Origin of the sequence: Agarivorans sp. JK6 (assembly GCF_045277145.1) — a bacterium.
GTDB classification, from domain to species: domain Bacteria; phylum Pseudomonadota; class Gammaproteobacteria; order Enterobacterales; family Celerinatantimonadaceae; genus Agarivorans; species Agarivorans albus.
This window is the reverse complement of sequence record NZ_CP113525.1, coordinates 3032302-3048258: the sequence shown is the minus strand read 5'-3', so window position 1 is coordinate 3048258 and position 15957 is coordinate 3032302. Positions and strand designations below refer to the sequence as shown.

At 45.0% G+C, this 15957-nt stretch carries 13 protein-coding genes; 9 read left to right on the top strand and 4 right to left on the bottom strand.

Annotation, left to right across the window (positions count from 1 at the left end; genetic code table 11):
• Positions 1 to 99: 99 nt before the first annotated feature.
• Both OV592_RS14160 and OV592_RS14155 read right to left on the bottom strand, forming a co-directional pair.
• On the bottom strand, positions 100 to 465 hold the full coding sequence (locus OV592_RS14160; RefSeq protein ID WP_406609021.1) for a hypothetical protein: 366 nt from the start codon (positions 463 to 465) through the stop codon (positions 100 to 102).
• Between the two features lie 173 nt (positions 466 to 638).
• A complete protein-coding gene (locus OV592_RS14155; RefSeq protein ID WP_406609020.1) occupies positions 639 to 2249 on the bottom strand; it encodes a glycoside hydrolase family 43 protein in 1611 nt (536 codons plus the stop codon).
• Between the two features lie 91 nt (positions 2250 to 2340).
• Here OV592_RS14155 and OV592_RS14150 point away from each other — a divergent pair, with 91 nt between their 5' ends.
• Together OV592_RS14150 and OV592_RS14145 are read left to right on the top strand one after the other, a co-directional pair.
• On the top strand, positions 2341 to 3216 hold the full coding sequence (locus tag OV592_RS14150; protein ID WP_406609019.1) for an AraC family transcriptional regulator: 876 nt from the start codon (positions 2341 to 2343) through the stop codon (positions 3214 to 3216).
• A 575-nt stretch (positions 3217 to 3791) separates the two neighbouring features.
• Positions 3792 to 5234, top strand: a complete 1443-nt coding sequence (locus OV592_RS14145) for a DUF2867 domain-containing protein (protein WP_406609018.1) — start codon at positions 3792 to 3794, stop codon at positions 5232 to 5234.
• A gap of 36 nt (positions 5235 to 5270) precedes the next feature.
• On the opposite strand, the gene OV592_RS14140 is transcribed toward OV592_RS14145, so the two are convergent.
• Positions 5271 to 6323 carry an aldo/keto reductase gene (locus OV592_RS14140; RefSeq protein ID WP_040307039.1) on the bottom strand — a complete coding sequence of 351 codons (1053 nt, stop codon included), beginning with the start codon at positions 6321 to 6323 and terminating at the stop codon, positions 5271 to 5273.
• A 175-nt stretch (positions 6324 to 6498) separates the two neighbouring features.
• Between OV592_RS14140 and OV592_RS14135 the strand changes: the two genes are divergently transcribed.
• Complete coding sequence (locus OV592_RS14135; protein ID WP_406609017.1) at positions 6499 to 8865, top strand: helicase-related protein; 2367 nt, start codon at positions 6499 to 6501, stop codon at positions 8863 to 8865.
• Positions 8866 to 8936: 71 nt separating this feature from the next.
• Here the strand turns inward: OV592_RS14135 and OV592_RS14130 are convergent, their stop codons facing one another.
• A complete protein-coding gene (locus tag OV592_RS14130; RefSeq protein ID WP_406609016.1) occupies positions 8937 to 9473 on the bottom strand; it encodes a cytochrome b in 537 nt (178 codons plus the stop codon).
• 210 nt (positions 9474 to 9683) lie between these two features.
• Here OV592_RS14130 and OV592_RS14125 point away from each other — a divergent pair, with 210 nt between their 5' ends.
• From OV592_RS14125 to secD, 6 genes are all read left to right on the top strand, one after another.
• Complete coding sequence (locus OV592_RS14125; protein WP_249483617.1) at positions 9684 to 10337, top strand: vancomycin high temperature exclusion protein; 654 nt, start codon at positions 9684 to 9686, stop codon at positions 10335 to 10337.
• 4 nt (positions 10338 to 10341) lie between these two features.
• Positions 10342 to 11292, top strand: coding sequence for a S1 family peptidase (locus OV592_RS14120; protein ID WP_406609015.1), 951 nt, complete (start codon positions 10342 to 10344; stop codon positions 11290 to 11292).
• A 77-nt stretch (positions 11293 to 11369) separates the two neighbouring features.
• Positions 11370 to 12416 carry a tRNA preQ1(34) S-adenosylmethionine ribosyltransferase-isomerase QueA gene (gene queA, locus OV592_RS14115; RefSeq protein ID WP_338621714.1) on the top strand — a complete coding sequence of 349 codons (1047 nt, stop codon included), beginning with the start codon at positions 11370 to 11372 and terminating at the stop codon, positions 12414 to 12416.
• Positions 12417 to 12503: 87 nt separating this feature from the next.
• Complete coding sequence (gene tgt / locus OV592_RS14110; RefSeq protein ID WP_152779321.1) at positions 12504 to 13628, top strand: tRNA guanosine(34) transglycosylase Tgt; 1125 nt, start codon at positions 12504 to 12506, stop codon at positions 13626 to 13628.
• Between the two features lie 106 nt (positions 13629 to 13734).
• A complete protein-coding gene (yajC, locus tag OV592_RS14105) occupies positions 13735 to 14073 on the top strand; it encodes a preprotein translocase subunit YajC (protein ID WP_016401246.1) in 339 nt (112 codons plus the stop codon).
• A gap of 28 nt (positions 14074 to 14101) precedes the next feature.
• The gene (gene secD, locus OV592_RS14100; protein ID WP_406609014.1) at positions 14102 to 15955 is read left to right on the top strand and encodes a protein translocase subunit SecD; all 1854 of its coding nucleotides are present in this window, start codon (positions 14102 to 14104) and stop codon (positions 15953 to 15955) included.
• The last annotated feature ends 2 nt before the right edge of the window (positions 15956 to 15957 follow it).

The window sequence follows — 15957 nt, the reverse complement described above, 5'->3', positions numbered from 1 at the left end:
GGGTTGTAAGATGGTTGATGTCGCCTCAATCGGTAGAGGCAATAAGAAGTAGGTTAACCCTTAGTTGCCGCTCTAGATCTAGTATCAAAGCCAACGCTGTTAGCGAAACAAGAACTGTCTGGGGTAACCAAAGTAGCGGCGAATTTTGTAATGCTGGAACAATAAGGCTGTGGCAAGGTGCAATAAAGAAACAGCACCAAGGATGAATGCCATGCGTAACCAAGGTTGGTCATAGGCGCTGCGAACAACGTAGATTTCTGCGATGGTATTAATCCATTCGGCAGTGAGTAGCAACATGGCACACTGGTTTAGTCGTAAGCAAATTGGGTGGCGAATTAAAATACTACACAGCCCCATAATACATAGCGCAACGTAAATTTGCTGGTGGGCATGGTAGAAGTGGGCAGCACTGAGCAGAAAACAGATACAACAAGGGGCGAGAAACCAACGAATTGAAGATTGCATACTGTGCTGCTTAGTGGTTAAAAATGATGCAGCGAGTGTGGCAAGCTCTATAAAGCAAGATACTGATTTAAATCAAAATAACCGTTTTATACTTAGTTCAATGGTTGAAACTAAGAGTTAGATCGCACTAGCTAGTACTCTAAATAGCGCAATCTAACTGGGGTATTTTCAGACTAACTTAATGTTTGATAGTCGAAGTAATCAAAGTCGGCTTCAATCTGCTTACCTGTTAGGTCACAAGCAAATAAACCGACAAATGAGCCTGTGAAGCGAAACACATCGTTGCTGCCTTCATCTGATAAGTGAGTGGCATTTAAAGGCTCACCAATGGTTTGCCAAACTTTTCCGTCTAATGAATAACTAAATTGATACCACTGAGTACGTTGCTCTAGGCGCATGTAAACCCGTTTACTGCGGCCAATAATTATTTCGTCGGTGTATTCTTGGTACTTATCATCAATGTCGCCCACAACTTGAATGATTTGTTCGCCAGCATCGTTAGCTGAGGTTTTTAAAAAGTAGTGTCCGCCACGTGAGTAGTAAGCTACCAAACCTGCCATTTGCCGTGGTGAGCAGGGATTAAACTCTACAGCGGTTTCGCTGATGCAGTTAAATGCGGTAACTCGCTGCGCCAACATGCTTTGGTTGTAGCGCGAGTACAAGTAGTCACGGCCAGCTAGGCGCAGATAACCCGGTCGCTTGTTTAAAGATATCCATGATTCTTCAAATGGGTCTTTTAGTGATTGGTATTTTACCGCTAAGGTGTTGCCATCAAAGTCATCACGGCTCGCTTCAACCGGCCAAGGTTGAGCCGCTAGTTTTGGCGCTTGGATCTCCAGCCTTGGGGTTGTACCGCCTACAACATATGGCCAGTTATCACGCCACTCTACGTTTTGCAGGGCGGTTTCTCGACCTAAGGTACAGCGACCTTGGGCATATTTTGATGTCTCTTTAGGATTTTCTGGGTCGCTAATTGGGCGGCCACAAAGATGCGATAAATACCATTCGCCATTTTGGGTTTCTACTAAGAAGCCATGCCCCGCACGTTGCAATTCGGCGTCATCTTGGTGGCGAGACGTTAGAATTGGGTTTTCTGGGTGCAGCTCATAGGGGCCCCAAACATTTTTGGCGCGGCAAACCGTGACTGCATGGTCGTATGATGTACCGCCTTCTGCAGTGATAAGGTAATACCAGCCATCTTTTTTAAGAATTTGTGGCCCTTCAGTACAGCCCAGCTTGGTACCGTTAAAAACTACTTTTTCTTCGCCAACTAGCTGGCCTAACTCGGCATCAAATTCTTGTAGAACAATGCCACCAAAAAAGTCGGTTTTTTTGCGGCCATCCCACATCATGTTTACCATGTATTTTTTGCCATCGTCATCATGAAACAGTGATGGGTCGAAGCCATAACTACCTATAGATACAGGTTTACTCCATGGGCCGTGAATGTCTTCGGCGCTAACCACATAGCTGGGAGTAGACATCCAAGTACCGCCACGACAAGAATGCACGTTAGAGAAACAGCACCAAAACTTGCCATCGGCATAACTTAAGGCTGGGGCATATACACCTTCGGAGTTATCCATACCTCGCATATCTAGGTGGTCAACGGTATTAAGTACATGGCCGATAATTCGCCAGTTCACTAGATCTTTAGAGTGGTGGAGCATGATGCCCGGAAACCATTCAAAAGTAGAGGTAGCAATGTAGTAATCGTCTTCTACGCGGATAATTGATGGATCGGGACGAAAACCAGTAAGAATAGGGTTAGTAATAGTAGCCATAGTTACTCCTAAAGTTTGTACTGGTAATTTATTGCTTTAAATTGTGCTTATATGTAAGTTATAGGCTTTAAAGTATAAAAATATTGCTATTATGGCTGCGCATCCTCTCAGTTTTGAAAACATCCATCTTCCTCAGGGAAAATCCTACTATTTGCGCCGTTTTCACATTATTGATGAACCTAGTTTAGAGATTCCAACTCACTTTCACATGTTGTGCGAGGTTATGCTGTTTAAAAAGATCAAAGGGCAGGTAGGGATCGACGGGCAATCAATAGAGTTAAACGATAATTCACTGGTATTTGTTCCTTCATTGGCGATGCACGAAATGGAGATGCAAGGTGAGGAGCGAGAGTTTAGTCTGCTGCAGTTTCAACGTTATCTATATAGCGAGTTAGCCTTATTGGATGTGGCCTCTCAATTAGAGAAGCCTTTAGTGTTGCAACTTAATGACCTACAAGCAGGGTACTTACATAGCCAATTTGCTTGGTTAGAGAGCGTAGATAACAACAATGATGGACGGAATTTGGCGCATAGCTTATTGCGTACATTGTTTTTGTTTTTGGCCGGGCAGCAATCTCGCTGCCAATTCAGTACCGAAAAAAATGCTACCGTATTAAAAGAAAACAAAGGCTTAGCAAAAATTATCCCTTTGCTTCACCACTTAGAGAACCACCAAACACTTAACTTAAGCTTGCAACAAGCCGCTGATATTTGTGGTATGTCGAGATACCATTTTTCACGGGTATTTAAGTCTTTATTTGCCCAAAACTATAAAGATTATTTACTTAAACGAAAAATTAATACCGCAGTTGCTATGCTCAGCGACAGTAAACAAAGCATTACCCAAATAGCTTATGCCTGTGAGTTTTCCGATAGCGCTTATTTTTGTGCCAAGTTTAAGCAAGTAATGGGCATGTCACCGGGTCAGTTTCGCCAATCAACTCAAACGGTGTTGTCATTTGGCTAAGTAACCTGAGCTCGAGATAATAAACTGGTTTCTAGCGGCTACTTTTACTTATTTCGGTGTTGAAGCTACTTGCAATAGGCTAGCTATTGGCGCGCAGCTTCGCCTTGAACTAAGCAAAACTATTTCGCTAGAAACATGAAACTGGTTTAAGTACTGGGTTGCAGACTTATCGTCACTTCTTTATCCAGAGCTCAGGTTAAGTAAGACTGAATAGCTAATCCGCTATAATTTTGGTGTGCATCAATAAACATCAAACCGTTGTAAGTTGTAGCCTTCAAGCATTGTTAGTTAACCTTGATAATCCAGCTAGAAAATACTGTTATTTTAGCTGCTTAGAAAAACTTCTCTTAAGTTTTGGGGAAAATCAGCTAGGCTGTAGTTAACAAATTTATACCAATCACACTAAGTAAGGGATCAGAAATATCGCAGGAAAAATGCTCGAGAATAAGGCAGAATTTTTCGATAAGTAGTTATTCTACAATCAAAAATTCTAACGCAGTTATCGAGTATTTTAACCAGATAGAATGAACAGTTACTTAGTACGATTGGTATTAACAGTAGATTAGGGATGTTTAATGCGAATACTGGTTATTGGAGCATTGGGTACTATTGGCCGAAAGCTAGCCCCTGCTTTGGTTGGTGCTGGTCATCATGTGAGTGTAAGTTCGCGCGACCCTAATAAACCAGCGCCTTGGCCAGAGTTAAGTTGTCCGCGTTTTACTTTAGATCTGCTGGAGCCTAGTAGCCTGCCAGATGCACTGGAAGACGTTGATCTTGTGTATTACCTAATGCATGGCATGAGCGATGGTCAGGCTCATAGTGAGCTGGAGGCGATTGCCGCCAAAAACCTTGCAGATGCAGCAGCTGCGGCCGAGGTCCAGCGTATTATTTATATGGGCAGCTTAGTGTCGGTTAAACCCAAGTCTGAGCACATGCTTGCACGTATAGCGACTGGTGAAGCTTTGGCCTCAAGCGGCGTTGCAGTTACCGAGCTACGCGCTGGCATTATTATTACACCGGGTTCAGCAGCTTTTGAGGTGATGCGCGACTTGGTGGGGCATATGCCTTTAGCATTTGTACCTAAAGCCATTGAGACTAAAGCGCCGCCAATAGCCTTGGAAAACGTGCTCCATTACTTGGTTAAACTTGCCAATATGCCAGAAACGGCCGGGATGGTATTAGATGCTGCAGGCCCAGAATGGTTAAGCTATCGACAGCTTATGTTACGCATAGCTAAGCATTTAAATAAGTCGATAAAAATTATGGTGCTACCAGGTCTTCCAATTAAGCTTGCTTGCACCGTTTTAGGTTTAATAACCTCTGTGCCACAAAGTTTGGCTAAGGCTTTGATTGCGGGTTTAGCTGAGCAGCTAGAGGCAAAACCAGACGTGTTACGTGGCTTAATTCCTCAAAAATTAATGCCGATTGATGATGCCATTGCGCAGGTATTTGAAGAGGAGCAAGTACATACTTACCCTAAGCGCTGGCAAGATGGCGTGCCCACCTTCAGAAACTTTTCCTCATTGCATGGCTTTTATGCCAAAGCGGCAAAAAAAACCGTCACGGTGAATGCCTCTGCAGCAAATACTTGGCGAGTAATAAATCTACTAGGTGGTAAGCATCGTTACTTTTATCTCGATATGCTGTGGGCTATGCGCGAATGGATGGATTTTGCTGTTGGAGGAAAAGGCAGAGAACACGGGCGCAGTGATTATCGAACGCTACGGGTTGGAGAGCGAGTCGATTCTTGGACCATCTTGAGTGTTGAAGAAGATGAATGTTTAGTGATGCGCTTTGGTATGAAGGCGCCCGGCGGCGGCGGTATGCAAATTAGTATCGAGCCTTTGAGCGAAAATAAACACCAACTGGAAGTGGCTTTGTATTGGCATCCGGCCGGTTTTTGGGGCCTAGTATATTGGTACTTTTTTGCACCTTGGCATGGCTGGTTACTCTGGGGTATGACTAAAAACATGGCCAAGTTGGCAGAGCAAAATCAGCAAGCTGAAGAACAAAAGTAGTCCACCATTAATCACGACAAATGGTGGACTTAAACCCTAGTAAGGTGCTGGGTAGCGTTTAAATACTTCACCAATGTCGGCCATTGCCTTCTCACTTAAAGGCATAGCAAATGCGGCAATGTCTTCTTCTAACTGCTGCATGCTGGTGGCACCAATAATGGTAGAGCTTACTCCGTCTACTTGGTCACACCAAGCTAAGGCCAATTGCGCAGGCGTATAGCCGTAATGGGCTGCTAAGTCGGCATAGGCTGCAACCGCTTGGTGAGCAAGTTCAGTATCACGGAAAATTCCGTTGCGTTGCATAAAGGTCCAGCGGCTGCCTTCTGGGCGAGCGCCGTTGGCATATTTACCACTAAGCATCCCCCCAGCCAGCGGAGACCAAGGCAAATAAGCAATATCCTCTTGCACACAATTTTCAATTAAATAGGGCCAATCTTTAGCGTGTAACAAGCTAAACTCGTTTTGAATTGACACCATACGCGGCAAGTTATGTTGTTCACTCAGCTTTAGGTAGGTATTAATACCCCATGGGGTATCATCAGATAAACCGCAGTGACGAATTTTTCCGGCTTCTACACAGCGTTGCAAACCTTGCAGAATATCTAGCATCTGCGCTTGATGGTCGGCTGCATCTATCGCGGTTGGTTGAATATGGTTCGGCCAGTGTTTACCAAAGTGTGGAGTGGAGCGATTAGGCCAGTGCAGTTGGTACAAATCAATATAGTCGGTTTGTAAACGCTTTAATGAGGCATCTACTGCAGCTACCACTTCTTCACCATTAATAGGGCCACCATTGCGCACCCAAGGCAAGCCAGCACCGGCAATTTTAGTCGCAATAATTACATCGTTACGTTTCTGCTTGTTGGCCGCAAGCCAATTGCCAATAATGGCTTCGGTTTTGCCGTAGGTATCTGGAGAAGGTGGAACGGCGTACATTTCTGCTGTATCAATAAAATTAACCCCTTGGCTTAGGGCGTAATCAATCTGTTGATTAGCGTCTTGCTGATTATTTTGTAGGCCCCAGGTCATACTGCCTAAGCACACTCGCGAAACTGATAAGTTACTGCTGCCAAGTTTAGAAAAATTCATGTTAGGTCCATTAATCGGGTTAGCGCACAAGCAGTTAGCTTAGGTGATGGCTAATTGTGAAAGCAAGTACAAATAATTCTTGATGGTAGATAAGCTGATTCACATGGCTAGTATTCGCGATAAAGTTTGCTTAAGGGTAATATGCCAACGTTTCAAATGAGCTATCGGATATTACGTGAGCAACTACAGACCCTCGTCATTACCTATTGATTCCCTGCAAACGCATTTTGTTGAGCAACTTGCTCATGATCATTTAGTGGTAGAAGCTGCCACCGGCTCAGGCAAGTCCACCCGTTTGCCGGTGTGGGCGGCTAACTTAGGTAAGGTGCTGGTGGTGCAACCACGGCGGATAGCTTGTGAGGCTTTATCCACTTATGTCTCTGAGCAGCTGGCTTTAAGCGGCTCGCCACATAAAGTGGGTTATTCAATTCGCTTTCACTCAAGCGTTAATGAAAATACTGATATTGCTTTTGTCACTCCCGGGATCGCCTTGCGTTGGTTAGCTGAAAATAAACTTGCTGACTATGCAGTGCTGATTATTGATGAATTTCATGAGCGCCGTTGGGATTCTGATTTGTTGTTAGCTTTAGCTAAGTCTTTACCGCTTAAAGTGGTGGTCACTTCTGCTACCTTGCAAGGCAATAAGTTGAGTGAATATTTGGCTGCGAAGGTGCTCAAAACTACCGGGAGAGAGTTCCCAGTTAGTGTGAGTTATGAAGCGCGAGAGTCTCATCACCTACCAGATAGCCGACGGGTTACCGAATCAGTTAAGCAGGCTGTTGAGAAGGCTTTGCTAAAGGATGAGGGCGATATATTGGTGTTCTTGCCAGGCCGAGCAGAGATTCAAGCCTGCCAAGCTAGTTTGAGTGGGCTTGATGCAGAGGTAATGCCACTGCACGCAAGTATTAGCGCGCAAGAACGTAAAACCATACTAGACAACAGCAGCGAACAGCGGATAAGGCGAATTATTCTTGCAACAAACGTTGCCGAAACCAGTTTAACCATTCCAAGAATTACCAGTGTGATTGATTCTGGCCTAGAGCGGCGCACCAAGCAGCGTGCCGGTAGAACGGTATTGAGCTTAGAGCGGGTGTCGCGCGCCAGTGCCGAGCAGCGACGCGGCCGAGCAGGGCGAGTATGTGCAGGCCATTGTTACCGTTTATGGGGGGAGTTTGCGCCGCTAGAAAGCGTAACGCCACCACAATTGCAGCGTGAAGAGTTGTTAGAGCCGATGCTTTTTGCGGCAAGCTGTAATCACGCTTTAGCAAAGCTTCAATTTCTTGAAGCATTGCCTGAAAAGTCATTAAGTATTGCGAGTGACCGGCTCAAACGAATGCAGGCTTTGCGCACCGAAGACAGTTTGAGTGAACATGGCCAACGCTTATTAAACTTACCAATTGACAGTTATTTTTCGCATTTGGTCAACCTTGTCCCCAAGGGGCCGGAGCGTGAGGCTATGCTCGACTTGGCAGCGGCCTTAAGTATTAATCGTAGCCTTTATCAAAAGCCAAAATCGGAACATGCCTTAAAGGTGTTGAGCCAGTGGCAACCTTTACATTGTGATATGAGCATTACACTAGATCTGCTACGCGGGAAAACTTGGCCAGATGAACTAACGGTAAACCAAGACGCTTTAAGTCAAGCGCAGGAGTTAGCCGAGCAATTGCGTTCAGTAATGGCTTTAGATGATCTTGCTTATGCGAAAAACTATAGCCGCGAAAAACTGCTAGAAGCCTTGTTAGTCGAGGCTAAAGAACTGGTATATGTGAGGCGAGAAAAGCGCACCAATGCGATGGGAAATGGAATTGCAGAGTTGCAAGTTGGCAGAGAAAGCTTATTTGATGATGCTCAATTGGCTGCAGTGGTGTTTGACCTCTACAGTCTACCCGGGCGAGGAGTAAAGCAGCTAAACAACATTGGTTTGTGCTTAGCGCCGGTGAGTGTAGATTTGTTAGTAAAACACCGCTTTGGCGAGCTACAAAGCAAAACCAGTGTTGCTGCTGATGGCTCTCAGCTCATGCAACGAGTGTATGCAGGCAGGGTGATAGGTAGTGAAAAAGTGGCCTTAAGTGCTGAAGACTATCGCCAAGCGCTGGCTAAGCGGATCCTCGCCAATCAACAGTCTGGCTTTAGCCAACTAGGTTGTATTCAAGATATTGCAGCTTGGAACTTATGGGTAAGCCTTGGTGAGAAACACGGCGGTGGAGAAGGTGACCAAGTAGATTCTCTAGAGTGGTTGAGTTCTCAATTGGCTTTATTAGGCGTAGAAAATGCCGAAGACTTTAGTTTAATCGAAGCTAGCGATTTTGTATTTGAAGGGATCCCCCAATGGCAACGCGAAGACTTTGAGCAACGCTACCCAAGACAGTTAGTATTGGCAGACTTAAAACTGGATGTTGAGTATAAAGCAGGCTCAAAACAAGTGATTGTTCACTATGCTTTTGGCGGTCGTAAGGCGGGGCCTAAACGTTGGGAGCTGCCAACATGGGCAGGCTGGCGAGTGTTTTATGTTAAAGCAAGTAAGCGAGTGGCACTTACTTAGTGTGATTGGTATTAGTTGACGCTCGCAGCAAGCTGTTTGGCTTAACTGCGAGTCGCTAATAAAGGTGTTTTCTATTTAGAGGTCATTCGTTTTAGCGTGTCGTCTTTTAGAATGAAGTGGTGATATAAAGCTGCGAGTACATGCACTGCAAGCACCACATAGAGAAGTTGGCCGCCGTAATGGTGAATAACCGAGCCAATCTCGTTAAGCGATTCATTTTTTTCTGCAAAACCCGCTATCGTAAACAAGCCAAAAAACTTCACATCATGGCCGCCAGACAAGGACATAATCAAGCCAGAAATAGGCATTACTAACATCAGCAGATATAAAGCGATGTGGCCTAGATGAGCCATCTTAAGCTTTATCCCTTCACCGATAGGAGCGGGTACTTTGCTTACGCGATGCCAAACAATTCGTATTGCTATGGCTGCTATGGCAAGTAAGCCTAAACCCTTATGAAGGTCATATAATTCAAACTTCTCTGGCCCTCTAGGCAAGGTATCCATATAAAGTGCAATGGCAATTAAGCTTAAAATAAGTAGTGCCATCATCCAGTGAATGAGTTTACTGAGAAGTCCAAAGCGCTGCGGGCTATTTGTTAAGTTCATATGTTAAATACCATTACTTTAATTGTGGCTTAAGTTAGCAAATTATCTGTTTATGTAAACTATTTTTACGCTTCTTTACGAAGCCTTTGAAACTTGCCAAGGTATTGTTGATAAAACTTTTTTCTAACAAAAACCTTCCTAGTCACTGGGTTGCCAAGTTTGGCTATGCTAGCATGGCTTTAATTGTAGATTATGGTCGGAGTACATGCAGTGAAACGATTCCTTGGCGTGGTGTTGCTGATGGTTATCGTAGTGCTGTCTTGCCTAGTGGCCGTAGACCGTTACATTTCTCGCCAAGTTTCCGGGCAGTGGTTTCGCGATATGCAACAACTGCCGCCTCAGCCTGTTGCTTTAGTTTTGGGCACAAGTAAGTATGTGGGTAAGCGACTAAATACTTATTATACCTTTCGAGTTGAAGCTGCAGCTAAGCTATACCACACCAATAAGGTTCAAGCGCTAATCTTAAGTGGCGACAATGCTACCCGCTATTATAATGAACCTATAACCATGTTAAACGACGTGCTACGTTTGAACGTGCCACGTGAACATATTGCTTTAGATTATGCAGGGTTTCGTACTTTCGATTCTATTGTGAGAGCTAAAGAAGTGTTTGGCCAACAGGCTATAATTATTGTGTCGCAGCAATTTCATGTGGAACGGGCTTTATACATCGCTAATCAATATGGCATAGAAGCTTATGGTTATGTGGTAGACGATGCACCGCAAGCTTTTCATTGGCGGGTGAGGTTACGAGAGGTGTTAGCGAGAACTAAGGCCTTGATTGATTTACATGTATTGCAAGCTGAACCGCATTTTTTGGGTGATCCTGAGCACGTCACAATACGTGAAAACAACGAAGAATAAGCAAATGAAGATTACAAAAGTGTGGCTAGTGGTTTTGTCCTTTTTGTTGGGTGTAAGTACTTCGCTTAAAGCTGAATCCGATATTGTCCCATTTATTGTTGGTGGTAATGATGCGCCAGCTAATTATCCGTGGATGGCTCAAGTGTTTCTCGGCTCATCACGCTGTGGTGGAGTGTTAATTGGCGAGCGCTGGGTGTTAACGGCCGCTCATTGTACCTATGACTCCAGCCGACTAAATCGAACGATTGCGGCCTCAGAAGTCAAAGTGTTGTTGGGCAATTATCAGTTTGCTAATAGTGCTCATCCCGATGCCTTGCAAGTGAGTGAGGTATATCAGCACCCAAGCTATGTTAATCCTTCCGATTCTGGTCCTGCTTTTGATTATGATGTTAGCCTATTACGATTAACAGAAGCGCAAAGCGTAACGCCGGTTATTCTCAACGCTAATAAGGTAACCGATGCGCTCAATATTGGTGGCTTTATGCAGGTGGTCGGCTTTGGGCGAACCAATACTGACCCTTTGAACCCAATTTATCCAGACGTGTTACAGCAAGGTAACCTGAGTTTAATAAGCGAGAGCCGTTGTGAAGATGAGTGGTCCGCTTCTTCAATTACCGATCAAATGTTTTGCGCCTATGGTACTAACCAAGACGCCTGTTCTGGTGATAGCGGTGGTCCGGTTTTTATTGAAGAGCAAGAGCAACATCGTTTATTAGGTTTGGTGAGTTGGGGGAATCTATCTTGCCAAGGCAGTGCTGGCGTGTATGCTGATATAGGCACAGTTTGTACTTGGATCACCGATACAGCCAGTATTGCTGGCGATAGCAGCTTAATTTGCAGTATTGCGGATACTCCCTCGTCAAGCGGTGGTGGCGCCAGTTGGTGGCTATTGATTTTGGGCTTGCCGTTGTGGCTATTGCGGCGGCCTAGCAAAGCACAGCATTTCAAGCGCTAATCCTTGCTATTACAGGCCGCAATCACTAAAATTGCGGCCTTGTTTATTATTGAATAGCCCACAGAGTTTTTAGCCTAATGCGTGTTGCCGATTTTTCTTTTGAACTCCCCGATGAGTTAATCGCTCGTTATCCAAAACAGCAACGTCGTGATAGTCGTTTATTGTGTCTTAATGGCAATACTGGTGAGCTACAACATCAGCAGTTTCCAGACCTACTAAACCATATCCAAGCTAACGATTTATTGGTTTTTAATAATACACGGGTTATTCCTGCGCGTTTGTTCGGTCAAAAAGCCAGTGGCGGAAAACTTGAAGTGCTGATTGAGCGTGTTTTAGATGAACATCGAGTGCTTGCGCATGTTCGTTGCTCTAAATCACCTAAACCCGGTTCAGCTCTGCGCTTGGCCGACGCGTTTGATGCTACCATGCTAGCTCGCCATGATGCCTTGTTCGAATTACGTTTTGATGACCAGCGAACAGTGCTAGAACTGCTTGAAGCCTACGGCCACATGCCATTGCCTCCTTATATCGACAGGCCCGATGAAGATGCCGATAAGGAACGTTACCAAACGGTTTACAATGAAAAGCCCGGTGCTGTTGCCGCGCCAACGGCGGGCTTGCACTTTGATGACGCCTTGATGCAACAGATCCAAGACAAGGGGGCGGATATTGCCTTTGTTACCTTGCATGTTGGTGCTGGTACTTTTCAGCCGGTGAAAGTTGAGTCGGTAGATGAGCATGTGATGCATTCCGAATACGCTGAAGTTGGCGAGGATGTTGTGGCTAAAATCGCTAAAGCTAAAGCCGCTGGTGGTAGAGTGATTGCAGTGGGTACAACTTCAGTTCGTTCGTTAGAAAGCGCGGCTAAAGATGCCAAAGCCAAGGGGCAAGCTTTACAAGCCTACGCGGCAGAAACCGATATTTTTATTTATCCTGGTTATCAATTTGAGTTGGTTGATGCCATGGTTACCAACTTCCACCTGCCTGAATCTACATTGATCATGCTGATTTCGGCGTTTGCCGGTAAAGATAATGTGACGAAGGCTTATCAAGCCGCTATAGAGCAGCGTTACCGGTTTTTTAGTTATGGCGATGCCATGTTTATTGAGCGTAAAGACGCTTAGTTAACCCTATTTTGGCGATTAGACAATTATCTAAGCGCTTATTTGAAGCAATCTGAATCGGACTGTTTTTCCGATCTGAGGTAAGTTATGAAATATGAATTATTGGCGCAAGACGGTAAAGCACGCCGCGGCCGTTTAGTGTTTGAACGTGGCACAGTAGAAACCCCTGCGTTTATGCCTGTGGGTACTTACGGAACTGTAAAAGGCATGACGCCAGAAGAAGTAAGTGCAACGGGTGCTGAGATATTACTGGGTAATACCTTCCACCTGTGGCTTCGCCCTGGCCAAGAAGTGATGAAAGCCCACGGTGATTTGCATGATTTTATGAACTGGCAAGGTCCTATTCTTACAGACTCAGGCGGTTTTCAAGTATTTAGCCTAGGCGATATTCGCAATATTACTGAGGAAGGCGTACATTTTCGCAACCCGGTAAACGGCGATAAAATCTTCTTAACACCAGAAAAATCTATGGAGATCCAAAATGATTTGGGCTCCGACGTGGTGATGATTTTTGATGAGTGTACGCCTTACCCAGCGACTGAAGAAGAAGCGGATAAGTCGATGCAAATGTCCTTGCGTTGGGCAGCGCGCTCACGTCAGCGCCACGATGAGTTGGAAAACAAAAATGCCTTGTTTGGCATCATCCAAGGCGGTGTTTACGAGCATTTACGTGATGTGTCGCTGGAAGGCCTAACTAACATTGGTTTTGATGGTTATGCGATTGGCGGTTTAGCGGTTGGCGAACCTAAAGAAGATATGCACCGCATACTTGATTACGTGGCACATAAAGTACCTGAAGATAAACCACGTTACTTAATGGGTGTGGGTAAACCTGAAGATCTGGTTGAAGGTGTGCGTCGAGGCGTGGATATGTTCGATTGTGTAATGCCAACTCGAAATGCGCGAAATGGTCACCTATTCACTAGTGAAGGGGTGATTAAAATTCGCAATGCGCGCCACCGTGAAGATACAAATACACTGGATAAAGAGTGTGATTGTTATACCTGTCAAAATTATTCTCGTTCCTACTTGCATCATTTAGACAAGTGTAATGAAATCCTTGGCGCTCGTTTGAATACCATTCATAACCTGCGTCACTATCAGCGCTTGATGGAAGGGTTACGTGGTGCAATTGCAGCCGGTAAGTTAGACGATTTTGTAGCAGAGTTTTACGCAAAGTTGGGGCGTGAAGTCCCACCTTTGGCGGAATAATGCCCGATTGAGCAAGCAAAGCCTTGTTTTTGCTTGCTCTGTCTCCATTTAATAAGGTAGTTGTATAGATTATCTTAAGTTTTTAATTTTTTTAATGAGGGTAACAATGAGCTTATTTATTTCTCCAGCATACGCAGAAGGCGGTGCAGCGGCACCTGCAGGTGGCGGCATGGAATTAATTTTCATGATGGTGATTTTCGCGGTAATTTTCTACTTCATGATTTACCGCCCACAATCTAAGCGTGTTAAAGAGCATAAGAATTTGATGTCTTCATTGTCTAAGGGTGATGAAGTACTCACCACTGGTGGCTTGGTAGGTAAAATCATCAAGATTTCTGATGAAAATGACTACTTCCAATTAAGCCTAAGCGATGACACCACAGTTACGCTTAAGAAGGACTTTGTATCAGCGGTATTGCCAAAGGGCACGCTGAAGTCGCTATAGTAGCTATTCGGTCACTAGGGATAAGATTTTGTTAAATAGATACCCTTGGTGGAAGAACCTGATGGTAATCGCTGTGATTGCCATCGGCTTTCTTTACGCCACGCCAAACTTGTACGGTGAGGATCCTGCAGTACAAGTGTCTGGCACTCGGGGCGCTCAAGTAGAGCTGGCCCAATTAGACGAGATTCGCAACTTCCTCACAGAGCAGTCTATCGACTTTCGCTCTGTTGCCTTTGAAGATGGTTTAGCCTTAGTGCGTTTACGTAACGATGCTGACCAACTTAAAGTAAAAAGCCTCTTACATGATTTATTAGGCGACGATTACATCGTTGCGTTAAACCTTGCTCCAGCAACGCCTGGTTGGTTAGACGCCATCGGTGCGGGCCCGCTTAAGCTTGGTTTGGACTTACGTGGTGGTGTGCACTTCTTAATGGAAGTGGATATGGATGCCGCAATCAGTAAAGCCCAAGAAGGTATGATTCAAGATTTTCGAAGCGACTTACGTGAAGAAAAACTGCGTTATGCTGGGGTAAGAGCGCAAGGCGATTCTGTGGTAGTTCGTTTTCGTGACGAAGCCACCCTAGATAAAGCCATCAGCTTTTTAGACCGCAAATACAATGAATACCAATTCAGTGATGCTAGCCAAGGCGACCAATTCCGTCTTAGCGCTAAAATGACTGATGAGAAGCTAAAAGAAACTCGCGAGTATGCGCTGCAGCAAAACATTACCATTATCCGTAACCGGGTAAATGAGTTAGGTGTTGCTGAGCCACAGGTACAGCGACAAGGTTCTGAGCGTATTGTGGTGCAATTACCAGGTGTTCAAGACACCGCACGTGCCAAAGAAATTTTAGGTGCAACCGCTACTCTTGAATTTAGAATGGTAAATACCGACGCTGATGTGCGCGATGCAGCCGCTGGCCGAGTGCCTCCTGGTTCTCAGCTAGCAAAACGTGTTGATGGCTCGCCAGTAGTATTGCGTAACCAAGTTATCTTAACCGGTGACCACATCGTGGGTGCACAGTCGGGGTTTGATGAGTACAGCCGTCCGCAGGTTAACATTAGCCTTGATAGTCAAGGTGGTAGCAAAATGGCTGCCTTCACTAAAGATAATGTTGGCCAATCAATGGCGACTTTATTCATTGAGTACAAACCAACCGATAAGAAAGACGCTGAAGGTAAAACCATTTTAGAGCGTCAAGAGGAAGTGATTAACGTTGCTACCATTCAATCGCGCCTTGGTCGTAGTTTCCGAATTACTGGTATTGACTCTCCTGCAGAAGCACAAAACCTAGCACTACTTTTACGTGCTGGTGCGCTGATTGCGCCGATTCAAATTGTTGAAGAACGAACTGTTGGCCCAAGCCTTGGTCAAGACAACATTGATAAAGGCTTCATGGCGATTGTGGTTGGCTTATTAGCATTATTAGTATTTATGCCTATTTACTACCGTAAGTTTGGCTTGGTGGCTAACTTTGCTTTGATTGCAAACGTAGGGGTAATTATTGGCGTAATGTCGATGATTCCTGGTGCTACCTTAACCTTGCCAGGTATGGCAGGTATTGTTCTAACCGTTGGTATGGCGGTTGATGCTAACGTGCTTATCTTTGAGCGTATTCGTGAAGAGCTAAACGATGGCCGCAGCCCTCAACAAGCAATTCACTACGGTTATAGCAACGCACTTTCAACGATTTCTGATGCTAACATCACTACCTTTATCACTGCGTTGATTCTTTTCGCGATTGGTACTGGCGCTGTAAAAGGCTTTGCTGTGACGCTGGCGATTGGTATTGCAACATCTATGTTCACTGCCATTGTAGGTACCCGTGTAATTGTTAACTGGGTATGGGGCGGTAAGAAAATAGACAAGTTGTCTATCTAGGA

What these genes read in the sequence shown, in the direction of transcription:
- OV592_RS14160 (WP_406609021.1), bottom strand. Translation starts at nt 465, where the DNA reads ATGCAATCTTCAATTCGTTGGTTTCTCGCCCCTTGTTGTATCTGTTTT.
- OV592_RS14155 (WP_406609020.1), bottom strand. Translation starts at nt 2,249, where the DNA reads ATGGCTACTATTACTAACCCTATTCTTACTGGTTTTCGTCCCGATCCA.
- OV592_RS14150 (WP_406609019.1), top strand. Translation starts at nt 2,341, where the DNA reads ATGGCTGCGCATCCTCTCAGTTTTGAAAACATCCATCTTCCTCAGGGA.
- OV592_RS14145 (WP_406609018.1), top strand. Translation starts at nt 3,792, where the DNA reads ATGCGAATACTGGTTATTGGAGCATTGGGTACTATTGGCCGAAAGCTA.
- OV592_RS14140 (WP_040307039.1), bottom strand. Translation starts at nt 6,323, where the DNA reads ATGAATTTTTCTAAACTTGGCAGCAGTAACTTATCAGTTTCGCGAGTG.
- OV592_RS14130 (WP_406609016.1), bottom strand. Translation starts at nt 9,473, where the DNA reads ATGAACTTAACAAATAGCCCGCAGCGCTTTGGACTTCTCAGTAAACTC.
- OV592_RS14120 (WP_406609015.1), top strand. Translation starts at nt 10,342, where the DNA reads ATGAAGATTACAAAAGTGTGGCTAGTGGTTTTGTCCTTTTTGTTGGGT.
- queA (WP_338621714.1), top strand. Translation starts at nt 11,370, where the DNA reads ATGCGTGTTGCCGATTTTTCTTTTGAACTCCCCGATGAGTTAATCGCT.
- tgt (WP_152779321.1), top strand. Translation starts at nt 12,504, where the DNA reads ATGAAATATGAATTATTGGCGCAAGACGGTAAAGCACGCCGCGGCCGT.
- yajC (WP_016401246.1), top strand. Translation starts at nt 13,735, where the DNA reads ATGAGCTTATTTATTTCTCCAGCATACGCAGAAGGCGGTGCAGCGGCA.